This window comes from Neobacillus sp. FSL H8-0543 (assembly GCF_038592905.1).
In the GTDB taxonomy this organism is placed as follows: domain Bacteria; phylum Bacillota; class Bacilli; order Bacillales; family Cytobacillaceae; genus Neobacillus.
Genome location: NZ_CP151943.1, coordinates 3,583,141 through 3,603,989, shown reverse-complemented (window position 1 = coordinate 3,603,989; position 20,849 = coordinate 3,583,141). Strand labels below are relative to the sequence as shown.

At 34.8% G+C, this 20,849-nt stretch carries 23 protein-coding genes; 4 read left to right on the top strand and 19 right to left on the bottom strand.

The features are described 5' to 3' along the window. Window positions 1–5: 5 nt before the first annotated feature. The 9 genes from xylB to NSS81_RS17940 form a co-directional block, all read right to left on the bottom strand. Complete coding sequence (gene xylB / locus NSS81_RS17980; RefSeq protein WP_342430019.1) at window positions 6–1,436, bottom strand: xylulokinase; 1,431 nt, start codon at window positions 1,434–1,436, stop codon at window positions 6–8. 135 nt (window positions 1,437–1,571) lie between these two features. Continuing rightward, on the bottom strand, window positions 1,572–1,808 hold the full coding sequence (locus NSS81_RS17975; protein WP_342430018.1) for a hypothetical protein: 237 nt from the start codon (window positions 1,806–1,808) through the stop codon (window positions 1,572–1,574). A 135-nt stretch (window positions 1,809–1,943) separates the two neighbouring features. Beyond that, complete coding sequence (locus NSS81_RS17970) at window positions 1,944–2,717, bottom strand: energy-coupling factor transporter transmembrane component T (protein WP_342430017.1); 774 nt, start codon at window positions 2,715–2,717, stop codon at window positions 1,944–1,946. Between the two features lie 30 nt (window positions 2,718–2,747). After that, on the bottom strand, window positions 2,748–3,368 hold the full coding sequence (locus tag NSS81_RS17965) for an ECF transporter S component (RefSeq protein WP_342430016.1): 621 nt from the start codon (window positions 3,366–3,368) through the stop codon (window positions 2,748–2,750). 18 nt (window positions 3,369–3,386) lie between these two features. Beyond that, on the bottom strand, window positions 3,387–4,211 hold the full coding sequence (locus tag NSS81_RS17960) for an energy-coupling factor ABC transporter ATP-binding protein (RefSeq protein ID WP_342430015.1): 825 nt from the start codon (window positions 4,209–4,211) through the stop codon (window positions 3,387–3,389). Window positions 4,212–4,224: 13 nt separating this feature from the next. Beyond that, window positions 4,225–5,067: an ATP-binding cassette domain-containing protein gene (locus NSS81_RS17955; RefSeq protein WP_342430014.1), complete on the bottom strand. Its 843-nt coding sequence runs from the start codon at window positions 5,065–5,067 to the stop codon at window positions 4,225–4,227. 17 nt (window positions 5,068–5,084) lie between these two features. Continuing rightward, on the bottom strand, window positions 5,085–5,807 hold the full coding sequence (locus tag NSS81_RS17950) for a nucleoside phosphorylase (protein ID WP_342430013.1): 723 nt from the start codon (window positions 5,805–5,807) through the stop codon (window positions 5,085–5,087). Between the two features lie 554 nt (window positions 5,808–6,361). Continuing rightward, a complete protein-coding gene (locus NSS81_RS17945; protein WP_342430012.1) occupies window positions 6,362–7,579 on the bottom strand; it encodes an ROK family protein in 1,218 nt (405 codons plus the stop codon). 283 nt (window positions 7,580–7,862) lie between these two features. Then, on the bottom strand, window positions 7,863–8,036 hold the full coding sequence (locus NSS81_RS17940; RefSeq protein ID WP_342430011.1) for a hypothetical protein: 174 nt from the start codon (window positions 8,034–8,036) through the stop codon (window positions 7,863–7,865). A gap of 824 nt (window positions 8,037–8,860) precedes the next feature. Here NSS81_RS17940 and NSS81_RS17935 point away from each other — a divergent pair. Then, window positions 8,861–10,414, top strand: coding sequence for an ABC-F family ATP-binding cassette domain-containing protein (locus tag NSS81_RS17935; protein WP_342430010.1), 1,554 nt, complete (start codon window positions 8,861–8,863; stop codon window positions 10,412–10,414). Window positions 10,415–10,543: 129 nt separating this feature from the next. On the opposite strand, the gene NSS81_RS17930 is transcribed toward NSS81_RS17935, so the two are convergent. After that, window positions 10,544–11,461, bottom strand: coding sequence for a LysR family transcriptional regulator (locus tag NSS81_RS17930; RefSeq protein ID WP_342430009.1), 918 nt, complete (start codon window positions 11,459–11,461; stop codon window positions 10,544–10,546). A gap of 173 nt (window positions 11,462–11,634) precedes the next feature. Between NSS81_RS17930 and tnpB the strand changes: the two genes are divergently transcribed. From tnpB to NSS81_RS17915, 3 genes are all read left to right on the top strand, one after another. Beyond that, window positions 11,635–12,810, top strand: coding sequence for an IS200/IS605 family element RNA-guided endonuclease TnpB (tnpB, locus tag NSS81_RS17925; protein ID WP_342434066.1), 1,176 nt, complete (start codon window positions 11,635–11,637; stop codon window positions 12,808–12,810). 517 nt (window positions 12,811–13,327) lie between these two features. Then, a complete protein-coding gene (locus NSS81_RS17920; protein ID WP_342430008.1) occupies window positions 13,328–14,647 on the top strand; it encodes a GntP family permease in 1,320 nt (439 codons plus the stop codon). Between the two features lie 125 nt (window positions 14,648–14,772). Continuing rightward, complete coding sequence (locus tag NSS81_RS17915; RefSeq protein WP_342430007.1) at window positions 14,773–15,534, top strand: SDR family NAD(P)-dependent oxidoreductase; 762 nt, start codon at window positions 14,773–14,775, stop codon at window positions 15,532–15,534. Between the two features lie 185 nt (window positions 15,535–15,719). Here the strand turns inward: NSS81_RS17915 and NSS81_RS17910 are convergent, their stop codons facing one another. The 9 genes from NSS81_RS17910 to NSS81_RS17870 all read right to left on the bottom strand — a co-directional run bounded on the left by NSS81_RS17910 (window position 15,720) and on the right by NSS81_RS17870 (window position 20,673). Then, window positions 15,720–16,130, bottom strand: coding sequence for a restriction endonuclease (locus NSS81_RS17910; protein WP_342430006.1), 411 nt, complete (start codon window positions 16,128–16,130; stop codon window positions 15,720–15,722). Between the two features lie 80 nt (window positions 16,131–16,210). Then, window positions 16,211–16,636, bottom strand: a complete 426-nt coding sequence (locus NSS81_RS17905) for a hypothetical protein (protein ID WP_342430005.1) — start codon at window positions 16,634–16,636, stop codon at window positions 16,211–16,213. A 224-nt stretch (window positions 16,637–16,860) separates the two neighbouring features. Then, the gene (locus tag NSS81_RS17900) at window positions 16,861–17,070 is read right to left on the bottom strand and encodes a glycosyl transferase (RefSeq protein ID WP_342430004.1); all 210 of its coding nucleotides are present in this window, start codon (window positions 17,068–17,070) and stop codon (window positions 16,861–16,863) included. A gap of 201 nt (window positions 17,071–17,271) precedes the next feature. Beyond that, complete coding sequence (locus tag NSS81_RS17895) at window positions 17,272–17,724, bottom strand: hypothetical protein (RefSeq protein WP_342430003.1); 453 nt, start codon at window positions 17,722–17,724, stop codon at window positions 17,272–17,274. A gap of 244 nt (window positions 17,725–17,968) precedes the next feature. Then, a complete protein-coding gene (locus NSS81_RS17890) occupies window positions 17,969–18,439 on the bottom strand; it encodes a hypothetical protein (protein ID WP_342430002.1) in 471 nt (156 codons plus the stop codon). Window positions 18,440–18,490: 51 nt separating this feature from the next. Continuing rightward, entirely contained in the window at window positions 18,491–18,628 is a 138-nt protein-coding gene (locus tag NSS81_RS17885; protein WP_342434065.1) for a Ger(x)C family spore germination C-terminal domain-containing protein, read from the bottom strand. A gap of 42 nt (window positions 18,629–18,670) precedes the next feature. After that, window positions 18,671–19,918 carry a DUF4153 domain-containing protein gene (locus NSS81_RS17880; protein WP_342430001.1) on the bottom strand — a complete coding sequence of 416 codons (1,248 nt, stop codon included), beginning with the start codon at window positions 19,916–19,918 and terminating at the stop codon, window positions 18,671–18,673. Between the two features lie 45 nt (window positions 19,919–19,963). Next, on the bottom strand, window positions 19,964–20,179 hold the full coding sequence (locus tag NSS81_RS17875) for a helix-turn-helix transcriptional regulator (protein ID WP_342430000.1): 216 nt from the start codon (window positions 20,177–20,179) through the stop codon (window positions 19,964–19,966). An 11-nt stretch (window positions 20,180–20,190) separates the two neighbouring features. Next, on the bottom strand, window positions 20,191–20,673 hold the full coding sequence (locus NSS81_RS17870) for a DUF2975 domain-containing protein (protein WP_342429999.1): 483 nt from the start codon (window positions 20,671–20,673) through the stop codon (window positions 20,191–20,193). Window positions 20,674–20,849: the final 176 nt, after the last annotated feature.

Sequence of the window (20,849 nt, the reverse complement as noted above, 5' to 3'; positions counted from 1 at the left end):
TCTATTTACAGTAGTTTATTCTTTAAATTGATAAAATCTTGATAAACTTCATTATATAATTCAACGTTTTGAATAATCGGACTAGCGACAACTACCATTTTATCTTCAAATAATCTAAGAACGGTTTGAAGAGAATCAATAACAGATGTAGCGAGACCAGCAATAATTGCTGCTCCTAGTGCTGCCTGTTCTTCCGTTTTACAAACATAAATTTCACTGTTAAAAATATCTGCTTGCATCTGTAAAAGAAGAGAACTCTTGGCCCCTCCTCCTGAAGCAATAACCCTATTAAATGACAAACCTAAAGCCCAAATTTCCTCTAACTTTATGCGTAAACTTAATATCATTCCTTCCATTGCTGCTCGGAAAAGATGTTGTTTTGAATGGTGGGTAGATAATCCGTAGCATATCCCTCTAATATTTTTGTCTTGGTCTAAATTCCGTTCACCATTAATATATGGTAAAAATCTTAAGCCATCGCTTCCAACATTTACTTTTTGAGCAAATAAATCCATTTGCTCATATGAAATATCCCTATCATACAAGTTATTTAACCACTGCAAAACAATTCCACCATTAAGACTCGTTCCAACCATATTATATTTATTTTCAATTGCATGACTAAATATGTTTAGTTGCTTAGAGACCTCATACTCAAAATCATTGGTTGTAATACTAATTTGGCTTCCGGTTCCAATGTTACAATTTATCATTCCTTCCGAAAATATCCCATTTCCAATTAATTGCATGGAATGATCGGATCCGCCATACACCACAACTGTACTACCACCCAAATCAAGTTCCTTAGCAATATCAGATACTATCATCCCAGCTACATCCATCGATTGATTAATCTCTGGAAAGATCGAAACATTAAGTCCTAATTTTTCAATTAATTCATCATTCCAATCCTTCCTTTCAAAGCTATAAGCCCCCGTTGCACATGCATCACTATGATCCGTTCCAATTAGTCCGGTTAATTTATACCGAATATAATCTTTTGGCAGCATCACCTTATATATCTGTTTAAAAAGATTTGGTTCATTTTCTCGTATCCACAAAAGGGAGGGAAGTAAAAAACCATTTGCAATAAAATTAGTAGGATCTGAATTAATTACCTGGATTTTTTTGGTTTGCTCAACTGAACGATTATCTGACCATATAATTGCTTGCCGAATCGGATTACCATCACGATTAATAGCCACAATTCCATGCATTTGACCTGATAATCCAATTGCAGAAATACAGTCTTTATTTGGAATGGCTTTTATACACTCACATACAGAATTCCACCAAGTATTCGGATCTTGTTCAGCATAATTTAAGTTAGGGATTTCAATGGTATATTCTTTCCTTTTTGTTGAAATCACTTCTAAAGCATTATTAACAAGTATTACTTTTGTACTTGAAGTACCAATATCAATACCAAGTAGCATAATCTGCTACCTCCAATTCGTAATTTTCAATAACTTTAATAAAGGGGGCTGCCGTTCTCCAAAAGGTTGGTAAAACTCTATTCAATTGGCAAATATCCTTTTGGCATTGACAGCCCCACTACTAAATAATTACCTTTAAGTAGATATCATAATTCTGTATATCAAGCCAGCAAATCCAAACAAAGCGGAAAATATTACGATATACCGATCATATTTTGTCCTTTCCGGATTTCTAAAATGTGTTTTTTTTATATTTGCATTAAAACCTTTGCTTTCTAATGCAATAACTTGATTTTGAACCTTCATTAAAGAATTTGAATTAACAAGTATTACTTTTGTACTTGAAGTACCAATATCAATACCAAGTAGCATAATCTGCTACCTCCAATTCGTAATTTTCAATAACTTTAATAAAGGGGGCTGCCGTTCTCCAAAAGGTTGGTAAAACTCTATTCAATTGGCAAATATCCTTTTGGCATTGACAGCCCCACTACTAAATAATTACCTTTAAGTAGATATCATAATTCTGTATATCAAGCCAGCAAATCCAAACAAAGCGGAAAATATTACGATATACCGATCATATTTTGTCCTTTCCGGATTTCTAAAATGTGTTTTTTTTATATTTGCATTAAAACCTTTGCTTTCTAATGCAATAACTTGATTTTGAACCTTCATTAAAGAATTTGAAATGAGTGGAACCATTATTGGGATAAATGCTTTCATTCTACTTAACAAATTCCCATCCGTTTCAAGGCCTCTTGACTTTTGAGCATTTATGATATGATGCATTTCCCTATTAAATACAGGAATAATCTGAAATGTAGACGTTAAAACAAAACCAACCTTATATGGAAGTCCTGCTTTATTTAATGAAACCCCAAATTCTGTCATATTGATTGTTCTTATTGCTAAAAATAGAACTCCAAATAATGGCATAATTCGTGAATATACATTAACTGCAACAATTAATCCCTCTTTATAAAAAGTAATGTCCGTTCCGGGTATGACATTCCAAACAACCGTTTCATTAATTGGATTAAGTATCCCTTGTATTAAAAATAAACTAACCCCGATGAGAAGCCCCGCTATTAGAATAACTTTAAATTCTTTTAACATACCTTCTATTAAAATAGCAACCATAGCAAGTACAAACACAATAGTTGAAATATAATAGTTTGTGAATAAAAAGATCCCCATCACTATCCCCAATGATGCCCAAATTTTCGTCATTGGGTAAAGTCTTGTGAAAAATGTATTTTTATCCTTTATTTGTAACATCTAATCAAACCCTTTTAGGAAAGAATATTTTTACATGTCTACTGTATTACTATTTTTAGTTTTTTTCGGAGGCATAAGGTTTTTCATATTGTCTGGTAATTTCAGTAATATTAAGAATGCGATAATAACGGCAATACCTTTATCAATTAGGTTAACTGGTAAGCGTGCAACAAATGCAGATGAGAAAATATCTTGACCAGCAGCAAGGAATCCGGCCACGACAAGGTCTATCCCAGCTCCACTAACACCTCCATAAAGGAAAACGACAATTGGGGCAGCAATTAGTGAATTAGATAATGTTAGGAGAAGCGTTGCAATGACTAAATGTATCCAGTTCCTAAACTTTCCATGTTTAGCCATAAAACCCACTATAATACCGGTTGTCATATTAACTAATCCAAAAGCCATTCCAAGTACATCACCATGCATCAAACCTAATACTACGTTCGTAGATAGCCCTGTTATACCACCAATTAACGGACCAGCAATAATCGCAATGATAACTGTTCCGATTGAGTCCATGAAGATTGGAAGTTTTAATTGGCCAGCAATGACTCCACCAACAATATTAATGGCAATACCAATCGGAATTAATATTAAACTATAAGTTCCTCTAGTTTTTGCATTGATTTGGGCAGTTTTTCTTTCCATTCTATTTCTCCCCCATTTTTAAATTATCTTATTTAGCTTATTTTTATATGCCGAAACAAATTCATTTACACTTAAATGCGTTATTCTGTCTGGGTCAATGGCTGAACTTAGCATTGCGATTTGAGGAGGTTCAATCCAAGCCTTATCTAAGATTTCTTGTTGCTGGAAAACATGATTAGCATTAGAGTCCAATAATATTTGTCCTTCCGACATAACAATAATACGATTTGTGTTCTCAGCTACAAAATCCATATCATGTGAGATCATAATTATGGTATTTCCTTGTTCATGAAGCAACTTCATAGTATTTTTTAATAATTCTCTTCCGTCTACATCCAGTCCACCTGTAGGTTCATCTAATATCAGAACTTTAGGTTCAAATGTCATGACAGATGCAATCGAAACAAGCTTTTTCTTCGTATAATCAAGGGTCATAGGATGTTTTGTTAATATGTCTTGAAGATTAAATAAATCAACAACATAATCAACCTTTTCTTTTGTTTTTTCCTTAGTAAATTTAAAATTAGTAGGCCCCACTGTTAATTCCTCAAAAACTGTTTTACAAAAAATTTGGTGATTAGGATTTTGGAAAACATATCCAACCTTTTTTGATAAATAACCGACACTCTTATTTATTGCTTCTTCTCCTTCAATCAAAACCTTTCCCCTTGTTGGCTTCAATAATCCATTAAAATGTCTAACAAGGGTCGTCTTTCCACTCCCATTTTGCCCGATAACACTGATGACCTCATTTTCAAAAATATTAAGATTAATTCCCTTTAGTGCCACAACACCTCCTTTATATTCGTGGATTAGATTTTGCGTTTCTATAATAGGTTTCATAACTATTACTCCCTTAACTATTACTCTTAAATATTTGGATAGCCTCATCTAGGTTAATAGGCAATTGATTGATTTTATATTCCTCTTTTAAATAGTATGCAGCATCTGTTACTTGGGGGAGCCTAATATGATACTGATTTAAGAGCTCCTTCTGTTGTAAAATTTCTTTTGTTGGTCCAAACATTTTGAGTTCTCCATCAAATAAAACCATCAGTTTCGTGCTATACTCAGCAATTTTTTCTATATTGTGATCTGCCATAATGATGGTTCTTCCTTCTTTATGAAGTTCTGCAACCAAAGAAAAGATTTCATCTCTTCCAATTGGATCAAGTTGAGATGTCGATTCATCTAGAATGATTACCTTTGGTTTTAATGCCAACAAACAAGCAACCGCTAACCTTTGTTGCTGACCACCTGACAATTGAAAGGGCGATCTATCAAGGAATCCTGTCAAATTGCAACTAATGGCTACTTCTTGGACTCTCTTAATCATTTCTTCTCTCGCAAATCCCATGTTACACATGGCAAAGGCAATTTCATCTTCTACTGTTTCTTGAGTGAATTGACTTTCTGCGTCTTGAAAAACAATCCCTACTAGCTCTGTAACATCTGATATATTTTCTGCACTGACTACTTTCCCATTAATCTCGATATCGCCCACCCATTCTCCACCAAAAACATGAGGTATGATTCCTACCATCGATAGACAGGCAGTCGATTTCCCAGCTTTATTTCTTCCAATCAGGCCGACAAATTCGCCCTCTTCAATTGTTGCATTAATTTCTTTTAGAGCAGGTAAATCGTTACTCGAGTAGAAGTAAGAGAAATTTTTAAACTCGATTATTGGTTTTTTCAACAAAAATCACCATCCAATTACTTTGTATCTTTTTGATGAAGAATTTTAATAGCTTGAATTCCAACTTTAATTGTTTCTTCCATAGATCCATCAATATTTAAGATGCACCCAGCACGTAGTTTTCGAATAGAAGAAACAACATAAATGGCTGCGGCTTCCATTTCTGAAGCCAATGCTCCGCCTTCGATCCAACAATTCCATCGTTCTTTTAATTGTCTCGCCAATGGCATAGTCTCTGGTTCTACTTCACCATAGAATGAATCCTTTGATTGAATAACACCAGCATGATAAGGTTTTTCCATTTTTTCTGCTGCCTCACATAGTGCATTTGAAACTGCCAGATCTGCAACAGCAGGAAATTCAATTGGCATGTATTGTTTACTTGTTCCTTCATCCCTAATCGCTGCTGTACCTATCACTACATCACCACGATTTATATATTTTTGAATAGGACCTGCTGTACCTATTCGAATGAACGTATCTGCTCCTACTCTACTTAACTCTTCGATTGCGATACTAGCCGATGGTGCACCAATCCCTGTAGAACAAACGGATACTTTTATTCCATCTACATAACCAGTATAAGTTTTATATTCTCGATTATCTGCAACTAACCATGCTTCATCAAAAAGGCTCGCAATTAGTTCGACTCTACCAGGGTCTCCAGGTACAAATACATATCTACCTACATCCCCTTTCGAAAGTTGAACATGGTATTGTTTGTTTTTATCAATTAGCATAAATTTACCTCCTATAATTGTTGAGAGCGCTTACTTTTTTAGACGATAGTTAATAGATACATAATTTTGAGACATGTTCTGGTTGGGAAACCACCCCCTTAAAGTATCAATTTTTGTGGGTAATCAAATTCCATATAGTATGTAGGGAAAAATCTGAATTTTCAATGGCTGACACTTGATGTGAGTTTAAGTTTCTTAACATGGAATACTTATGTATTTACAATTATGAAGATCCTGAGAGGATTTTATGATTACTGAGGGAATACCCTTAATTTTGTGAATAGTTTAATCTATATTGTACTTATTACACAATACACTCTTTATCAAAAAACATTTATGCATGGAAATTTGAATATATATTATTCGGAATCTAATTTAAATAATATATATTCAAAATCAGTATGCCAAAATCTTTTGTTGTAATAACACATTGACCTCTTCATTTATCAAAAAAAAATTGAAGAAGTAAGTTAATATCTTTCCCAAGATTGCTAATTGCTTTGAGAACTTTAATTTATTTAATCACCTTTCATGGTAATCCCTCAACGTATGGATTAGCGTAAAAAGATGGCTGGATTTTTCAAGAAATTATCGGTTGCTATAGCAGCTGCCCCGTAAAGAATTGGATCATTGGTAAATTCGCTTAATTTAATTTCTACATTTTCATAAAGACTAGATACTAATCTCGGCTTAATAGTTTCAAGAATTTTAGATAAGAGGATCTCGCCTCCACGAGCCATTACGCCACTGATAACGATTAAGTCTGGATTATAAACGTTAACTATATTCACTATTCCATAACCCAAATATGCCCCGATTTGTTCAATCATCTTTATAGCCAATGGATCACCTTGATCCATAGCTTTAAAAATATCGCTAACTGTTATATTGTCTGTTTGATTCAAAATGCTTTTTTCAAAATTACATAAGTCTTGGATAGTATCATTTAAAAGGGCAAATGTAGAGCAATAACATTCTAAGCAGCCATAATTCCCACAGCTACACTTTCTCCCATTAAAGTCGATAGTCATATGACCAATCTCACCTGCAATTCCTTGACTGCCTACAAATAAATGCCCATCTTCTATTATTCCTGCTCCTACACCATCATTCACTAACAAATACACCATGACGTTATTTTCAAGTTTTTCGTTGTTAAACCACCACTCAGACAATGCCGCCGCATTAGCATCATGTTCCATAAATACAGGAACATTAAATTCCTTATGAAATTCATCTCGAAAATTAATACTCTCCCAGCCTGGAAATTGTGTAATAAGAGCTATTTTTTCATTATTTTTCAAGAATGGACCAGGGATTGCAATACCTATTGCAACGATATCTTCTTCTACTTTTGTAAAATCACTTACAATTGACTTCATTCGTTTCAAAATAGTAGTGGGATTTGTCATCGCTAATATTGGCTCTGTATGAACTTTATATTCAATTCCAGAGATGTCATACAACCCAATCGAAAACGACTCTCTTGTTAACTTAATCCCAATTACTTTATACAACTTACTATTTAGGGATAAAGCAATAGATCTTCTACCTTTTAGCCCTTCCACCATTCCAACTTCCCGAACAACACCTAGATTAATGAGATGCGAAATAATTTTAGTAATGGATGCTTGTGTTAACCCAGTTTCTTTGGCAAGTTCAGCTCTTGTACATATTTCATTTTTTTTCAGTAGTTTTAAGAGTAGGGACTGATTCATCTCTTGTACATCTTCAAAATTTGTCCCTTTCTTTTTATTTAATAAAGTTTTCATAAAAACACACCTATTAATTAGTTTTTAATAACAGAATTAATTAATTAACTCTGTTAAGTAAGAGTATAAAGTATGCATAATTAATTGTAAATAAATATTTTGATTTTTTTGAAAATTATTTCTGTTTATTCCCCTGCAAACTACTTGAATACATTGGGGGTCAACACAATATTAAGTACTTTCTTAATTTCTGGATAGAAGAAATGAAAGGCACCTTCCATATATTTGGATGGTCCCTGTCACTATTCTTGGCCAAGGGCTATGCCCTTGATCTGGTTATGGTCTATTGTTGTTTCATAATACCTGCTGCTTGAAGCTTAGCTAATAGCTCATTAAAGTCTGCTACTAACTCAGGTAGTGTACCTGCAGTAGAGTCAGCTTGGTGCTCTATCTGAAAACTAACCTCATCGGGTTGTATCTTACCTAGAGTGCCTAATCCTGGTATTAACTTTTTCACTCGTGTGCCAAAGTTATCACCTCCTTTCAAAAAGAACTGATTTCCTAGAGTACATGATACTATTACATCTCTTTATCTTACTTGAAACGGTAATAAGTGCTATATACAAGGATAAACAGATAGGTATAAACAAATAGTAATAGCACTATTAAATCTATATCCTTCAAGGCAAATGCTAACATTAAGGCTCCAAACAAATTGGAAATGGCAATACCTAATAAGGACGCAGTTCATTCAATGAGTTTACACTTGTTTTAAAATATTTATAGTTTAGGCAGTGTTAAATAAGTCTGTTGATTTGCGCTTCAGTAACCAGCGAAAGTGAAATAAGTGGAGATTTTCCGGTTATTTGCAATATTGGAGCCCGTTTCGTGGAATATAAGGGGAGTTTTTCCGGTTATGCTAGGAAAAATCCCCCATTTTTATGGTTTTTATATAAATAGGCGGAATCTCTCCGTCTATTTAGGCTATTTTTAATGCTTTTTACCAAATACGCGGAATTTCTCCGTCTATTAAATGAATAAAATCAACAATAACCTTTTACATAGCCATCGTTTAAAATTCAACCAATTTTCACATTTTTTGTATAGTTATTCCCACATAGAAATAACTCATTTCTTGCCTCCAGGTTCGGTTGTATAATAGACTTTTATCCTATTGTAATACACCCAAATCAATAATCTAATTTAATTAAAAAGGGAAGACTTCAATATAGCCGCCCCAAAAATTGAATACATTTTTCACAAAATATAACTTCAAGATAGAAAATGCAGCCAAAATCTAGTAAAATATCCACATGCGATATTAGATAAGGGGTTAAAAAAATGAGCGTATTAAACGTACAAAATTTAAGTCACGGTTTCGGTGATCGTGCGATTTTTAATAATGTGTCTTTTCGACTTTTAAAAGGAGAGCACGTTGGACTAGTTGGGGCAAATGGTGAGGGTAAGTCTACTTTCATGAATATTGTTACTGGGAAGTTGCAACCCGACGAGGGAAAAGTTGAGTGGTCACGAAAAGTTCGTGTTGGATATTTAGATCAGCATGCTGTACTTCAAAAAGGCACTACGATGCGTGAAGCTTTGAGCACTGCTTTTCAATATCTTTTTGATGCTGAATCAGAGATCAATGAACTTTATGCAAAAATGGGAGATGAAGGTGCTGATATCGATGCCTTACTTGCAGAAGTTGGAGAGCTGCAAGAAACGTTAGATAGTAATGATTTCTATCAAATTAATTCAAAAGTTGAGGAAGTTGCTCGTGGTCTAGGATTAGACGAAGTTGGACTCGATCGAGATGTAGATGACCTCAGCGGTGGGCAACGTACGAAAGTTTTACTAGCTAAGCTTTTGCTGGAAAAGCCTGAAATCCTATTACTGGACGAGCCTACGAACTATCTGGATGAACAGCATATCGAATGGTTGAAGCGCTATTTACAGGAATATGAGAATGCATTTATCTTGATTTCACATGATATTCCATTCTTGAACAATGTTGTTAACTTGATCTATCACATGGAAAACCAAGAATTGAATCGCTATGTGGGTGACTATGATAACTTCTTAAACATACATGAAATGAAGAAGCAACAGCTAGAGTCTGCTTACAAGCGTCAACAACAAGAAATTGCGAATTTGAAGGATTTCGTTGCTCGTAACAAGGCAAGTGTTGCGACTCGGAATATGGCGATGTCTCGTCAGAAGAAGCTCGACAAAATGGAAGTTATTGAATTGGGGAGAGAGAAGCCAAAACCAGAGTTTAACTTCAAAGAAGCTCGTGCAGCTAGTCGTTGGATTTTCGAGACAGAAGATCTAGTTATTGGTTACAATGAACCACTTTCACGCCCTCTGAATTTGAAAATGGAACGCGGACAAAAAATTGCATTCGTTGGTGCAAATGGTATTGGTAAGTCTACTCTTCTAAAAAGTATTCTTGGGTTGATTAATCCGATTTCTGGTAAAGTGGAACGCGGTGAGTATCAATACGTCGGTTACTTCGAGCAGGAAGTTAAGCAGTCCAACTACAACACTTGTATTGAAGAGATATGGAGCGAGTTCCCAAGTATGAATCAAGCTGAAGTCCGTGCTGCTCTTGCAAAATGCGGATTAACGGCGAAACATATTGAAAGTAAAATCGAAGTTCTTTCCGGTGGTGAAAAAGCCAAAGTTCGTTTGTGCAAAATTTTAAACACACAAACAAACCTATTAATTTTAGACGAACCTACCAATCACTTGGATGTGGACGCAAAAGAAGAATTGAAGCGTGCTTTAAAGGCATATCGCGGAAGTATCTTGATGGTATCCCACGAACCTGAATTCTATCGTGAAATTGCGACTGATATTTGGAATTGTGAGGATTGGACTACGAAAGTGTTTTAAATAAAGATTAAGGGGTACCCAAGTGGAATTTTACTCATTGGGTACCCCTTTTTATTAACAATCCATGCCAGTGTGCCTGACCCCCATTGCGGCAAAGCGTTACCGCATCGGGGGTCAGGCACCATTTTTTTAAAATTGCTTATACTTTTCTTTTGCTATACTCAGGAATGTAAGAGCGGGAGCAGACAAGGATTCCCCTTTTTTATAACTGACCACTACATGATTTTTATAAACCGGGTTTCCTAAAGTGTAGTAAATAGAATCAGTAATTATATTATCTCGAGTAACCAAACTCTCTGGTATAATGGTTAAACCAACGCCTCTATTTGCTAATCGGAATGCACTTTCGATATTCTGCGTTTCGATTACAATATTAGGATTAATGGAGTATTCTTTAAATATCTCATCTGTGAGTCTTCTTAAACCAAGCCCTTTTTTTAGTAAAATGAATTTTTCTCCGTCCAGAAGATGAGGATTAAATGGAATATGGGCAATTGGTTTCTGATCAGGATTATAATGCTTATGATTAGGGGAAATAACAAGATACAGTTTTTCTTCATAAAGGATTTCATAGACAATTTCTTGATTAAATATAGGAAGCATGTTTAAACATATATCAATTTTCCCCTCTAAAAGCAGAGATTCCATATCATTCGCAGATTCCTCAACCAGTTCAATTTCAATCCCAGGGTAATTCAAGATGAATTCAGGTAAAATATTATAGAGGGTATGAGAACCTAATATTGGGTTTATACCAAGCTTTAGCTGCCCTTTTTCCATATTTGAGATTGACTCAATTTCATGATGCAATTTTTTATATGTCTGTTCTATTTCATTCATATAAGATAAATATCGTTCCCCTGCATATGTTAACGTTAAAGGATTTACTCTCCGGTTTACTAACTCAATTCCTAGTTCATCCTCCAAATTCTTAATATATTTGCTAAGGTATGGCTGTGATATATAAAGGGCCTTTGCGGCATGTGAGAAATTCCCGTATTCAGCAATTGACTTTAAATATTTTCCAGATAGATCTTTCAACATCATAAAACCTCCTCGTATTAATTTATCATTTCCCGGCAGAAGACTCCCTCCTCAAGGTATGAGAAGGGCGTAGACCAATGAGTAGGCGGGAGATGAATGTCGGTTGGCGCTAGCCAAAACTCCCTCACTATGATAAAATAAGAACAAATGTTCCTTCTTGAGGTGAGGTGAAATTTGTGTTAAGATATAAAGCCTTTAAATTTAGGATATACCCAAATAAAAATCAGATAGAACTCATTAATAAGACAATTGGCTGTTCAAGGTTTGTTTTCAACTTCTTTTTAGGTAAACAAAAAGAAAAGGATGCCTATTGGTCTATCGTTGAAGAAATGGTCCAAAACGGTCAACTTTCAGCAAACAACTGGAAAGGAAAATGCTTAAATAAATTCGATACCGTTAAATCACTTCCCGAATTAAAGAAGCAGTATTCTTTTTTAAAGGAAGTAGATAGCATTGCTTTGCAAAAATCTGTTGAAAACTTAGCTGATTCTTATTCTCGCTACTACAAAAAACAAAACAAACAACCTCGATTTAAGTCTAAAAAGAACCCCATCCAATCTTATACAACCAAGCATACAAACGGAAATATCACAGTCTTTGAAAATAAAATAAAATTACCGAAAATTGGTCTTGTTCGTTTTGCGAAAAGTCGTGAAGTAAAAGGGCGCGTCATGAGTGCTATCATAAGGCGGAATCCGTCAGGCAAATATTTTGTTTCTATAGCAACTGAAACAGAGGTGACAGAATTACCTAAAACCCAATCGGCTATTGGTATAGATATGGGCGTAAAGGACTTTGCTACTCTTTCGGATGGCAAAATCTACCCCAATCCAAAGTTCCTACGTACCTTAGAAACAAAATTAATAATAGCACAGCGAATCATGAGTAGACGAACCCCAGGCGGTGCGAACTGGTACAAAGCAAAGGTTAAAGTAGCACGTATCCATGAAAAGATAGCAAATGCAAGAAAAGATTACTTAGACAAGATTTCAACCGATATTGTCAAAAACCACGACATCATTGGTATGGAAAACTTGTCGGTATCTAATATGATAAAGAATCATAATCTTGCAAAAGCAATCAGTGAAGTATCTTGGTCACAATTCAAAACAATGATTGAATACAAGGCGAATTGGTATGGCAAGCAAGTCGTGACCGTAGCTACAAACTTCCCTTCCAGTCAACTTTGTTCTTGTTGTGGCTATAAAAACAAAGACCTTAAAAATCTCGGATTGCGTGAATGGGATTGTCCGAAGTGCCATTCCCATCATCAAAGGGATATTAATGCAGGATTAAATCTTAAAAATGAAGCAACTAGACTTCTAACCGCAGGAACTGCGGGGATCGCCTAATCATAATCAACCGATAGGTTGGTGTTCTTAGGAATCTCTCCCTTCAAATTTTCTTTAGAAAATTAAGTGGGGGTAGTTCAATATATCCTCAATTTCCAATAGAAACAGCGATGTGTTAGTAGCTTCAATGAGTATGAAGGTATTATTCATCAATTTATAACCTAACAGGTATAGATACCATAACTTTATTAGTATTTCTAAATGTGAATATTTTGTGACATACTTTATTGGAACCGTTAGGGAAAAACATTTTATTAAATATTTAAGGGGGATCAATACAGTACAGATAACAAAGCCAATGGAGATATCATTAACATTTATTGCTTTTATGACTATAGTGGATTTTATTTTTGGAAGATTATGCTAGTAGAAACCGATTATAAAGAAGGAATTTGCATTTAATTAGTTTTTTTTATCCATATATCTCGATTTTGAGATATATGAAATAGAGATAAATAAAAGGTAAAATATAGGAAACACTAACATATAAAGTAAAAATAATGAGGGGAAGATAATTATGGATATCATTCAAGTTTTTGGAATATTACTTGGAATAATAGTAGTCATATATGGAGCAATGAAAGGCTTTAGTATTTTGATTGTTGCTCCAATTGCATCGATTATCGTGATCATAACAAACCAGCTAGACTTTTTCACTTCCTTAATTGGAAAAGAGAATTCCTATATGACGGGTTTAACAGGATTTATTATAAACTTCTTTGTTGTCTTTCTTTTAGGAGCAATTTTAGCTAAATATATCGATAAGAGTGGAGCCGCCCAATCTATTGCACAAAAAATTCTTGAAAAAACAGGTACAAAAAATCCTTTTTCGGTATTAGTTGCACTACTCATAATTACGGCTATTTTAACATACGGAGGAGTTAGTTTATTTGTTGTTATATTTGTACTTATTCCGCTTGCAAAACCATTATTTAAACAATTAAATATTGCATGGAATTTAGTAACAATTCCTGTTCAGGTCGGTTTAGGTACGTTTACGATGACGATGTTACCTGCTACACCATCTATTCAAAATGTTGTTCCAACGGCTTATCTTGGTACAACCCTTACGGCGGCACCACTCTTAGGGATTATTGGAGCGGTTGTAGCAGCTTCCTTTGGTTTATGGTATATGAAATTTGCATTAAATAAAAGTATAGCAAGAGGAGAAACATTTGCTGATTTTAATGTGAAAGATTCGAATGAAGAATTAAAAGAGGAAATCCCCTCCTTTTTCTTAAGTGTTACTCCCATCGTACTTTTGATTGCTATTATCCTCGTTGGCAGTGTTTTAAAAGTACCTAATATTATTGTAATCGGATTAGCTGCTGCTGTTATTGTCTCAGCTATTTTATTTAAAAAATATATCCCAAGCCAAAAAGCAGTGATTAATGAAGGCGCAAGCGGTTCTATTATGCCAGTTTTCTTCACTTCATCAGCCGTAGCTTTTGGCGTGGTTATCACGTTAGCACCTGGCTTTAAGTATATTTCTGACTTTATTTTAAATATTCCGGGTAATCCGCTTATCAGTTTATCCGTTGCTTCGGCTCTTTTTGGTGGGATAACAGGTTCTGCATCAGGAGCGTTAGGAATTGTTATGCAAGCATTCGGTCAAAGTTACTTAGATATGGGACTTAACCCTGAAGTAATCCATAGGGTATCAGCGGTTGCATCATCAGTGATTACCATTATGCCGCATAATGGTGCGGTATTAACATTTTTAGCTTTAACAGGACTTACTCATCAAAATGGCTTTAAGTATCAATTTATCGCAGTAACGGGTGCTAATTTACTTGCTCTAATCGCAGTATTAATTACAGCTATAATTATTTATTGATATCTGAAAAACTTCCATTTAAGGAGGTGAAACAATAGAGAAAGGTCCACACAATTAAGTAGTTAATCATTTTTCGACTAAATTATGTATTTTAATAAAACATTGAAATGTAGGGGGAAATAATCATGACAACTCAAAAAGAACGTACAGTAATCGTAACAGGTGCAGCTCAAGGAATTGGCTATGCTATAGCAGAGGAATTTGTAAAAAATGGTGATTTTGTTGCAATCTTTGATTTAAATGAAGAAGCTGCAAATGGTGCAGCTGAAAAATTAGGAAATGCAAAAGGATACAAAGTAAACGTAGCAATTGAAGAAAGTATGAAAACAGCAGTTGAACAGGTTATCGCAGACCGTGGAACAGTAGACGTACTAGTAAACAATGCAGGTCTTCAGTTTATTTCACCTACTGATGAATTCCCAGAAGAAAAATGGGATCTAGTGGTGGATGTTATTTTAAAAGGGACATTCTTAGCAACGAAACATGTACTTCCTGCAATGAAGAAGCAAAAATATGGTCGTATTATAACAATTTCTTCAGGACACGGTAGAAGACCTGATAAATATAAATCTGCATATGTTGCAGCAAAATACGGACAAATTGGATTTACAAATGTAGTTGCAATGGAAAATGCCGAATACGGTATTACAGCTAATTCAATTTTACCTGGACCAACTCGTACACAACTAATTGAAAAACAATTACCAGTACTTGCAGAAAAAGATGGATCTACAGTAGAAGAAGCATTGAAAACACATATCCTTGGAAACCAATGGTTAGGACGTTTACTTGAACCTTCAGAAATTGCTGCAACAGCTCTATTCTTAGCTTCAGACGGTGCAGCAGCGATTACTGGCGAAGCAATCGGTGTTACTGGCGGAGAATAATCATCCGAAAACCAACTGGAAAAATAAAATTCAAGTGACAGGCACCTTCCATATTTTGGATGGTACCTGTCACTTTTTTTCAGTAAAAAAAGGTCCATAGTATTTGTAATTACTGTGCTAATTCCTCCTGCGTAATAATTAGCATTTTTTGTATTCAAATCATTAATTAGGTTTACTACAAAATATTATTTTTGCATCATTAACATCTTTGCCTCTTTTAAATCAATTTTTGCTTGATGTCCATGTTTATGAAGCAGGTGTAAAAGATTGTTACCATTTAATAAAGTAAGTGGTTTATCCTTGGCAAAATTGTACGCATCTGGACCATAGTCTGCAGTTGAGACTAAAATTCCTTTTGTAGCCCCTTCATTCATCACCGTACCATATAAATCTCGAACAGCAGATACACCAACAACATTTGTATACCTTTTTGCCTGAATGACTATCTTTCCACCTCTTATTGGATCAGGGTCAAATGCCACTGCATCAACCCCACCATCTTTGCTTGCCTGTGTAATTTTCACTTCTCCACCAGAGCTATTAAATTCTTTCTCAAAAATCTCCCGAATCAAATGCTCAAAATCTTGCCAGTCCATTGCAGCTAAATTTGTTTCATTATCAATATCATCAGCGACTCCATATGAATCAACAAATCGACTATCTTCTCTATTTATTTTTAGTATAGGAGCAATTGGAGTAAGACTAAATAATTTACTACTGCGTAGTCCGTATAAGCTACTTTGACCTTTTCATAAACTTCTGTTTCCGTTTCATCATAACCTTTTTCTTTACTTTCATTTATAAACTGGTCAAGTTTAGGAAAAAGCACTTTGTTTATCTTTCGAGAATTCAAATATTGCCAAGCTCCTTTGTATAGCCCAAATCCCAAATTCCATACGAAGAACAAATTGATTAAAGCACTGATAAAATCAGAAGATATATTTTTTCCGACATTATTTATCGCACCTATAATTAAGAAAAAAATAAAAGCAGTTAAAATTAATACCATAACTGCAGTTACAGGCTTAATTAGATATGGTTTTTTTATATCTTCCAAAATTTCTTTTTTATCCTTCGTCATTGCTGAGCCATCCTGTTTCATCAAAATCATTCCCTAAATATTTTATATATAAATAATAATTCGCTGCTTGTTTTTAATTTTCCTTCTCACACTAAACTGCGACTTTACTTCAATAATAAATGCCAAACGTCCTTCTTGGAGTATGGCACCTGTTACTTTATGTGCGATTCTTCACAATTTTATCATTGAAGAAGAATTTTGGATTTCCCTTTTTTGAATAATACAAGGTTGTTTTAGGCTATAAATTATTTTTCTTTCAATTTGATTAACAAACCAATACTAAATATTAAGAAACCAATTAGCATAATTGAATATATGAATCCATTTAATATAGAAACATATTCACCAGATAAGTTTTTATTAAAATAAATGACATCAACTAATTTGTATGCTAAAGGTGTACTAATTAATATTACAATAAGTCCTATGATGAAACACAACACTGAATTCTTCATAAATAACCCCTCCTCCAACATTCCAATTATTTGTAATTAAGGTACTACCTTCCTTATTATACTAAATTTCCAAAGCGTTCCTATAACCTTTTTTCGTCTAATTATTGGCTATATTTGTTAAACTAAACTGCCACGTTAGCACAATAAGAAAAGCCACCAAAATGGCAGCTGGTTCTTCAAGTAATGCACCTTAGCTTATTTTTACCTACACTTATTGATATTGCTTCTTAAAATAGGTGGACCCAATTTTTCATTCTTTGAATTAGAAAGACGAACCTGCACTTCTACATTTTCCAACTTTGCTGTTATTTCATCAAATCTTCCTGCCCAAGTTGGACTATCTATTTCTGAAGTTGGATAAAGTCTAAAACGCCAACTAATTTCACTTGGCTTAAATGCGAATCCTTCATAACTGTCGTAATTACCAAAAGAGGATGGCTCAGGAAGGTGAACTCCAAGGATACTTATATTAGTTCGTGCGAAACTAGGCGGACGCAACCGCACTTTATAAATTAATGCTGTACCCTTTGCATTTTCAAGATTTTTATCAATTGGTTCCAAGACCATACTGCAAGGGAAGGTTGCTGCCTTTGATTGTATAGGATAAATACAAAAAGTTGAGATGATAAATATGCATGAAATAAATCGTTTCATCTTGCACCTCTTACAATTCTTTTGATTAATTTACCCTCATTATATTCTAAATATAGATACTCCTTCTTCATACATGAAATATGGTGCCTGACCCCCGGCGATGAAACGCTTTAATTCACTGGGGGTCAGGCACTAGAATTTTGTTGCCCTTTTCAGAAAACAGTTAGGGCAGGCACCATTTTAGGTACCTGCCCTTTTTTTCTCATAGAACGACTATAATATCTTGTCTTATTTACATAAACGATTAGACGAGTACTTCCTGTTTGCTGTTTTCAATACCTAGTAATGGAGGCAGCGGTGAACCTTCCATTGTAAACCACTCGATTGCTTTTTCCGGGATTGCTAGGGTGTGTAAACGGTTTTCAACGGATTTCGCAATCTCCCCTGCACGGCCTTCCCTTATTTTTCTTGCAAATTCTGGTTCAATTAAAGCGGCTCGGCCAATCGCAACAATATCTCCGTAATTTAGTGCATTCAATGCATCTTCTGCCGTAAAGACATTGGAGACAATCATCACTGGGCATCTTTCGTTTACCACTTTTTTGATTTGCTGACCATAGGATTGATCCATTCCTACAGGTCCATCTTGATAACCGGTAAAGAGAGAAATATGAAGATAATCGATTCCTTCCTCTACCACTCTATCTATTAGTTGAAGAGCCTCATCAATTCTATATCCAACTATCTCCCCATGGATTTCCTCAAAAAAGTGCACAGGCACCTTCCATATTTTTGGATGGTGCCTGCGCACTTTGCCTATTCAAGTTTAATCATTTATGCCCGATCTCATCATTTTAAAGTCTACATTTACATTGACTTTGGCGTTCTTATACATTTTATGCCATTTCTCCTTTGTAAGCTTTGAGTGACGCACAGAGGCTCTATATACTTCACCTAGACCAATCCCATCAGAAGATTAGCTTTTCGTTACATTAACTGAGCCTATCTAATTAAAAATTATAGGAAAAGTAAATGTAACGAAAGCTGCCCAAAGTCCGTAAACCGGCAAATACTTAGTAACGGCATCTTGGATAGTTGAAGGTCCGGATTTGTTTTGTAGAAAACGCATATAGGAGAGCATAATCCAAATTAGATTTGCCCAGATAAGTATGTTTACTCCTAAAACAGCAAGTCTATTAGGCGTAATCCCATAAGAAGAAAGTCTGAACACGATGGCTGACAAAGCCACACTGTCAATGATAAGCGCAAGAACAATTAAGGCAAAATTTATATAATCTGAAATGTTCTTTTTCTCGTCTGAGTCGCTCTCGGTAATGGAAAATATGGTAACGGCCAATACACCTAGGAGTATTCCGTTGAAAGCTATCAGGAAATTGCGGTCCAAGAATGGATTTTTCCCCACCCATATAACCGTTATAAGATAGACCAACAATGTGACTAGGACAAGTGGACTAAAAATTTTAGCTAAATATGGTGTAATATTCTTAGCAAGTTTAAGATTCATTGATACCAGGTATGCAGCCACAATAGCGAGAGCGGCAGCACCAAATAAAACGACATTACTAAAATAGAAGTCTTCTATATCCAAGCCAACAAAGCTAAATAACTGCATGGTTAAGGCCGCTAGTACCATTCCGCTAACTGCCATGCTGGCGTAGAGAATACAAAATTCCAAATTAAATTTAATATAGGCTAATCTTGTACTGCCTTTTGAATATTCATTCCCTGTAAAGGCAAGCCCTACCAATACCCATAAGAATATGGGAAGGTGTAAATAAGCAAGGATAATACTGTCTTTATAATTTAATGGCAGCATATTAAGATAAAACCCGGAAATTAGGAACAACGCTGCAAGGGAATAAATAACACTTTTTTTCGGAGTATTATTGTAAACAAAATAGGCAGCAATAAAGGGAATTATACCAAAAGCCAGGTTAATTGGAGCAATTGCTTCCTGTTCGACAAAATGGAAAATGATCCTGGTGCTTATCCCGGCCAGAATGGCTAAAATGCCCATGAATAAGAAACCTTTTTGAAGGAAGGAAGATTTTTCTGTAATTGCCGTTTCCTTGAAATGCAATCTTTCATACCAAACGCCAAGAACCTGAGAATTAGGATTTTGTTCCCATGCGTGTGAGAATGCCTTTTTAAAAGCTTTCGGGTCTTTTCTATACATTCTCTCCAGCTCATGAGGGTTAGAAATATTTTCAATAATCAAATTGTTAATGTCCATAGTTATACCTCCCCTAATAATTGTTATATTAAGTCTCCTCAATGTTTAACGTTCTTCGTCACTTTTGTATTCTAAAATATCTCCAGGCTGACATTCTAAAGCCTTACAAATTGCCTCTAAAGTGGATAATCGAATCGCTTTTGCCTTTCCATTTTTCAATATAGATAGGTTCGCCATTGTTATTCCAACCTTCTCCGAAAGTGCTGTTACGCTCATTTTCCTTTTTGCTAACATCACATCAATATTGATTATAATTGCCATTGTTTTTCACCTCAGACCGTTAAATCATTTTCTGATTTGATATTAATTGCTTCTTGTAAAAGTTTTTGGAGAACAGCCGCAAAGACTGCGATAACCATCGAAGTAAAAGGAACAACCAATCCGACAAAGATAACTCCTGGTGCGTCATCTACCTCCGCAAAGATATAGAAGAGCGGCCAAACTAGCACATGCAAAATACTGATTGTGATGGCACAGTATTTGATTTTTTTTAAAGCTTTTACAGATAAATCGGAGAAAGCTTTATTTTTGTCAATATAGCGTAAGAGTTTGAAAGCCTGATACAAAGCAAAGTAAAAAGGTATCGCCGATGCATCAAAAGCGATGAAAACGAGATATTTTATAAAAGCAAAATCTGGAAGCAATTTTGCTGCAAGATCCGCCATCTCAGGCACCAAAAAGATGCACAGAGCAAGAACTGGGACTCCTAAAAGAATAACAGCTATTTTTAAAAACAACGTTGTTACTTTTTCCATAAAAGCACCTCACTTATTTATTCTGTTTTGATTTTAATATATATATTATTGATTTACAATAAATATTTATTAATTTGAATAACATTTTTATTGTAGGTTTTTTTTAAGCAAAAATAATAAGCATTCCTCATTCAAAGAAATGCTCTATAACTTTAAACCATTAAATTTATTACTTG

Excerpts from the sequence above, each read along its gene's own strand:
- NSS81_RS17915 (WP_342430007.1), top strand. The coding sequence starts at position 14,773 with ATGACAACTCAAAAAGAACGTACAGTAATCGTAACAGGTGCAGCTCAA.
- NSS81_RS17910 (WP_342430006.1), bottom strand. The coding sequence starts at position 16,130 with ATGGACTGGCAAGATTTTGAGCATTTGATTCGGGAGATTTTTGAGAAA.
- NSS81_RS17880 (WP_342430001.1), bottom strand. The coding sequence starts at position 19,918 with ATGGACATTAACAATTTGATTATTGAAAATATTTCTAACCCTCATGAG.
- NSS81_RS17945 (WP_342430012.1), bottom strand. The coding sequence starts at position 7,579 with ATGAAAACTTTATTAAATAAAAAGAAAGGGACAAATTTTGAAGATGTA.
- NSS81_RS17875 (WP_342430000.1), bottom strand. The coding sequence starts at position 20,179 with ATGGCAATTATAATCAATATTGATGTGATGTTAGCAAAAAGGAAAATG.
- NSS81_RS17935 (WP_342430010.1), top strand. The coding sequence starts at position 8,861 with ATGAGCGTATTAAACGTACAAAATTTAAGTCACGGTTTCGGTGATCGT.
- NSS81_RS17895 (WP_342430003.1), bottom strand. The coding sequence starts at position 17,724 with ATGAAACGATTTATTTCATGCATATTTATCATCTCAACTTTTTGTATT.
- NSS81_RS17975 (WP_342430018.1), bottom strand. The coding sequence starts at position 1,808 with ATGCTACTTGGTATTGATATTGGTACTTCAAGTACAAAAGTAATACTT.
- NSS81_RS17870 (WP_342429999.1), bottom strand. The coding sequence starts at position 20,673 with ATGGAAAAAGTAACAACGTTGTTTTTAAAAATAGCTGTTATTCTTTTA.
- xylB (WP_342430019.1), bottom strand. The coding sequence starts at position 1,436 with ATGCTACTTGGTATTGATATTGGTACTTCAAGTACAAAAGTAATACTT.
- NSS81_RS17950 (WP_342430013.1), bottom strand. The coding sequence starts at position 5,807 with ATGCTAATTGATAAAAACAAACAATACCATGTTCAACTTTCGAAAGGG.
- NSS81_RS17960 (WP_342430015.1), bottom strand. The coding sequence starts at position 4,211 with ATGAAACCTATTATAGAAACGCAAAATCTAATCCACGAATATAAAGGA.
- NSS81_RS17965 (WP_342430016.1), bottom strand. The coding sequence starts at position 3,368 with ATGGAAAGAAAAACTGCCCAAATCAATGCAAAAACTAGAGGAACTTAT.
- NSS81_RS17905 (WP_342430005.1), bottom strand. The coding sequence starts at position 16,636 with ATGAAACAGGATGGCTCAGCAATGACGAAGGATAAAAAAGAAATTTTG.
- NSS81_RS17930 (WP_342430009.1), bottom strand. The coding sequence starts at position 11,461 with ATGATGTTGAAAGATCTATCTGGAAAATATTTAAAGTCAATTGCTGAA.
- NSS81_RS17900 (WP_342430004.1), bottom strand. The coding sequence starts at position 17,070 with ATGAAGAATTCAGTGTTGTGTTTCATCATAGGACTTATTGTAATATTA.
- NSS81_RS17920 (WP_342430008.1), top strand. The coding sequence starts at position 13,328 with ATGGATATCATTCAAGTTTTTGGAATATTACTTGGAATAATAGTAGTC.
- NSS81_RS17970 (WP_342430017.1), bottom strand. The coding sequence starts at position 2,717 with ATGTTACAAATAAAGGATAAAAATACATTTTTCACAAGACTTTACCCA.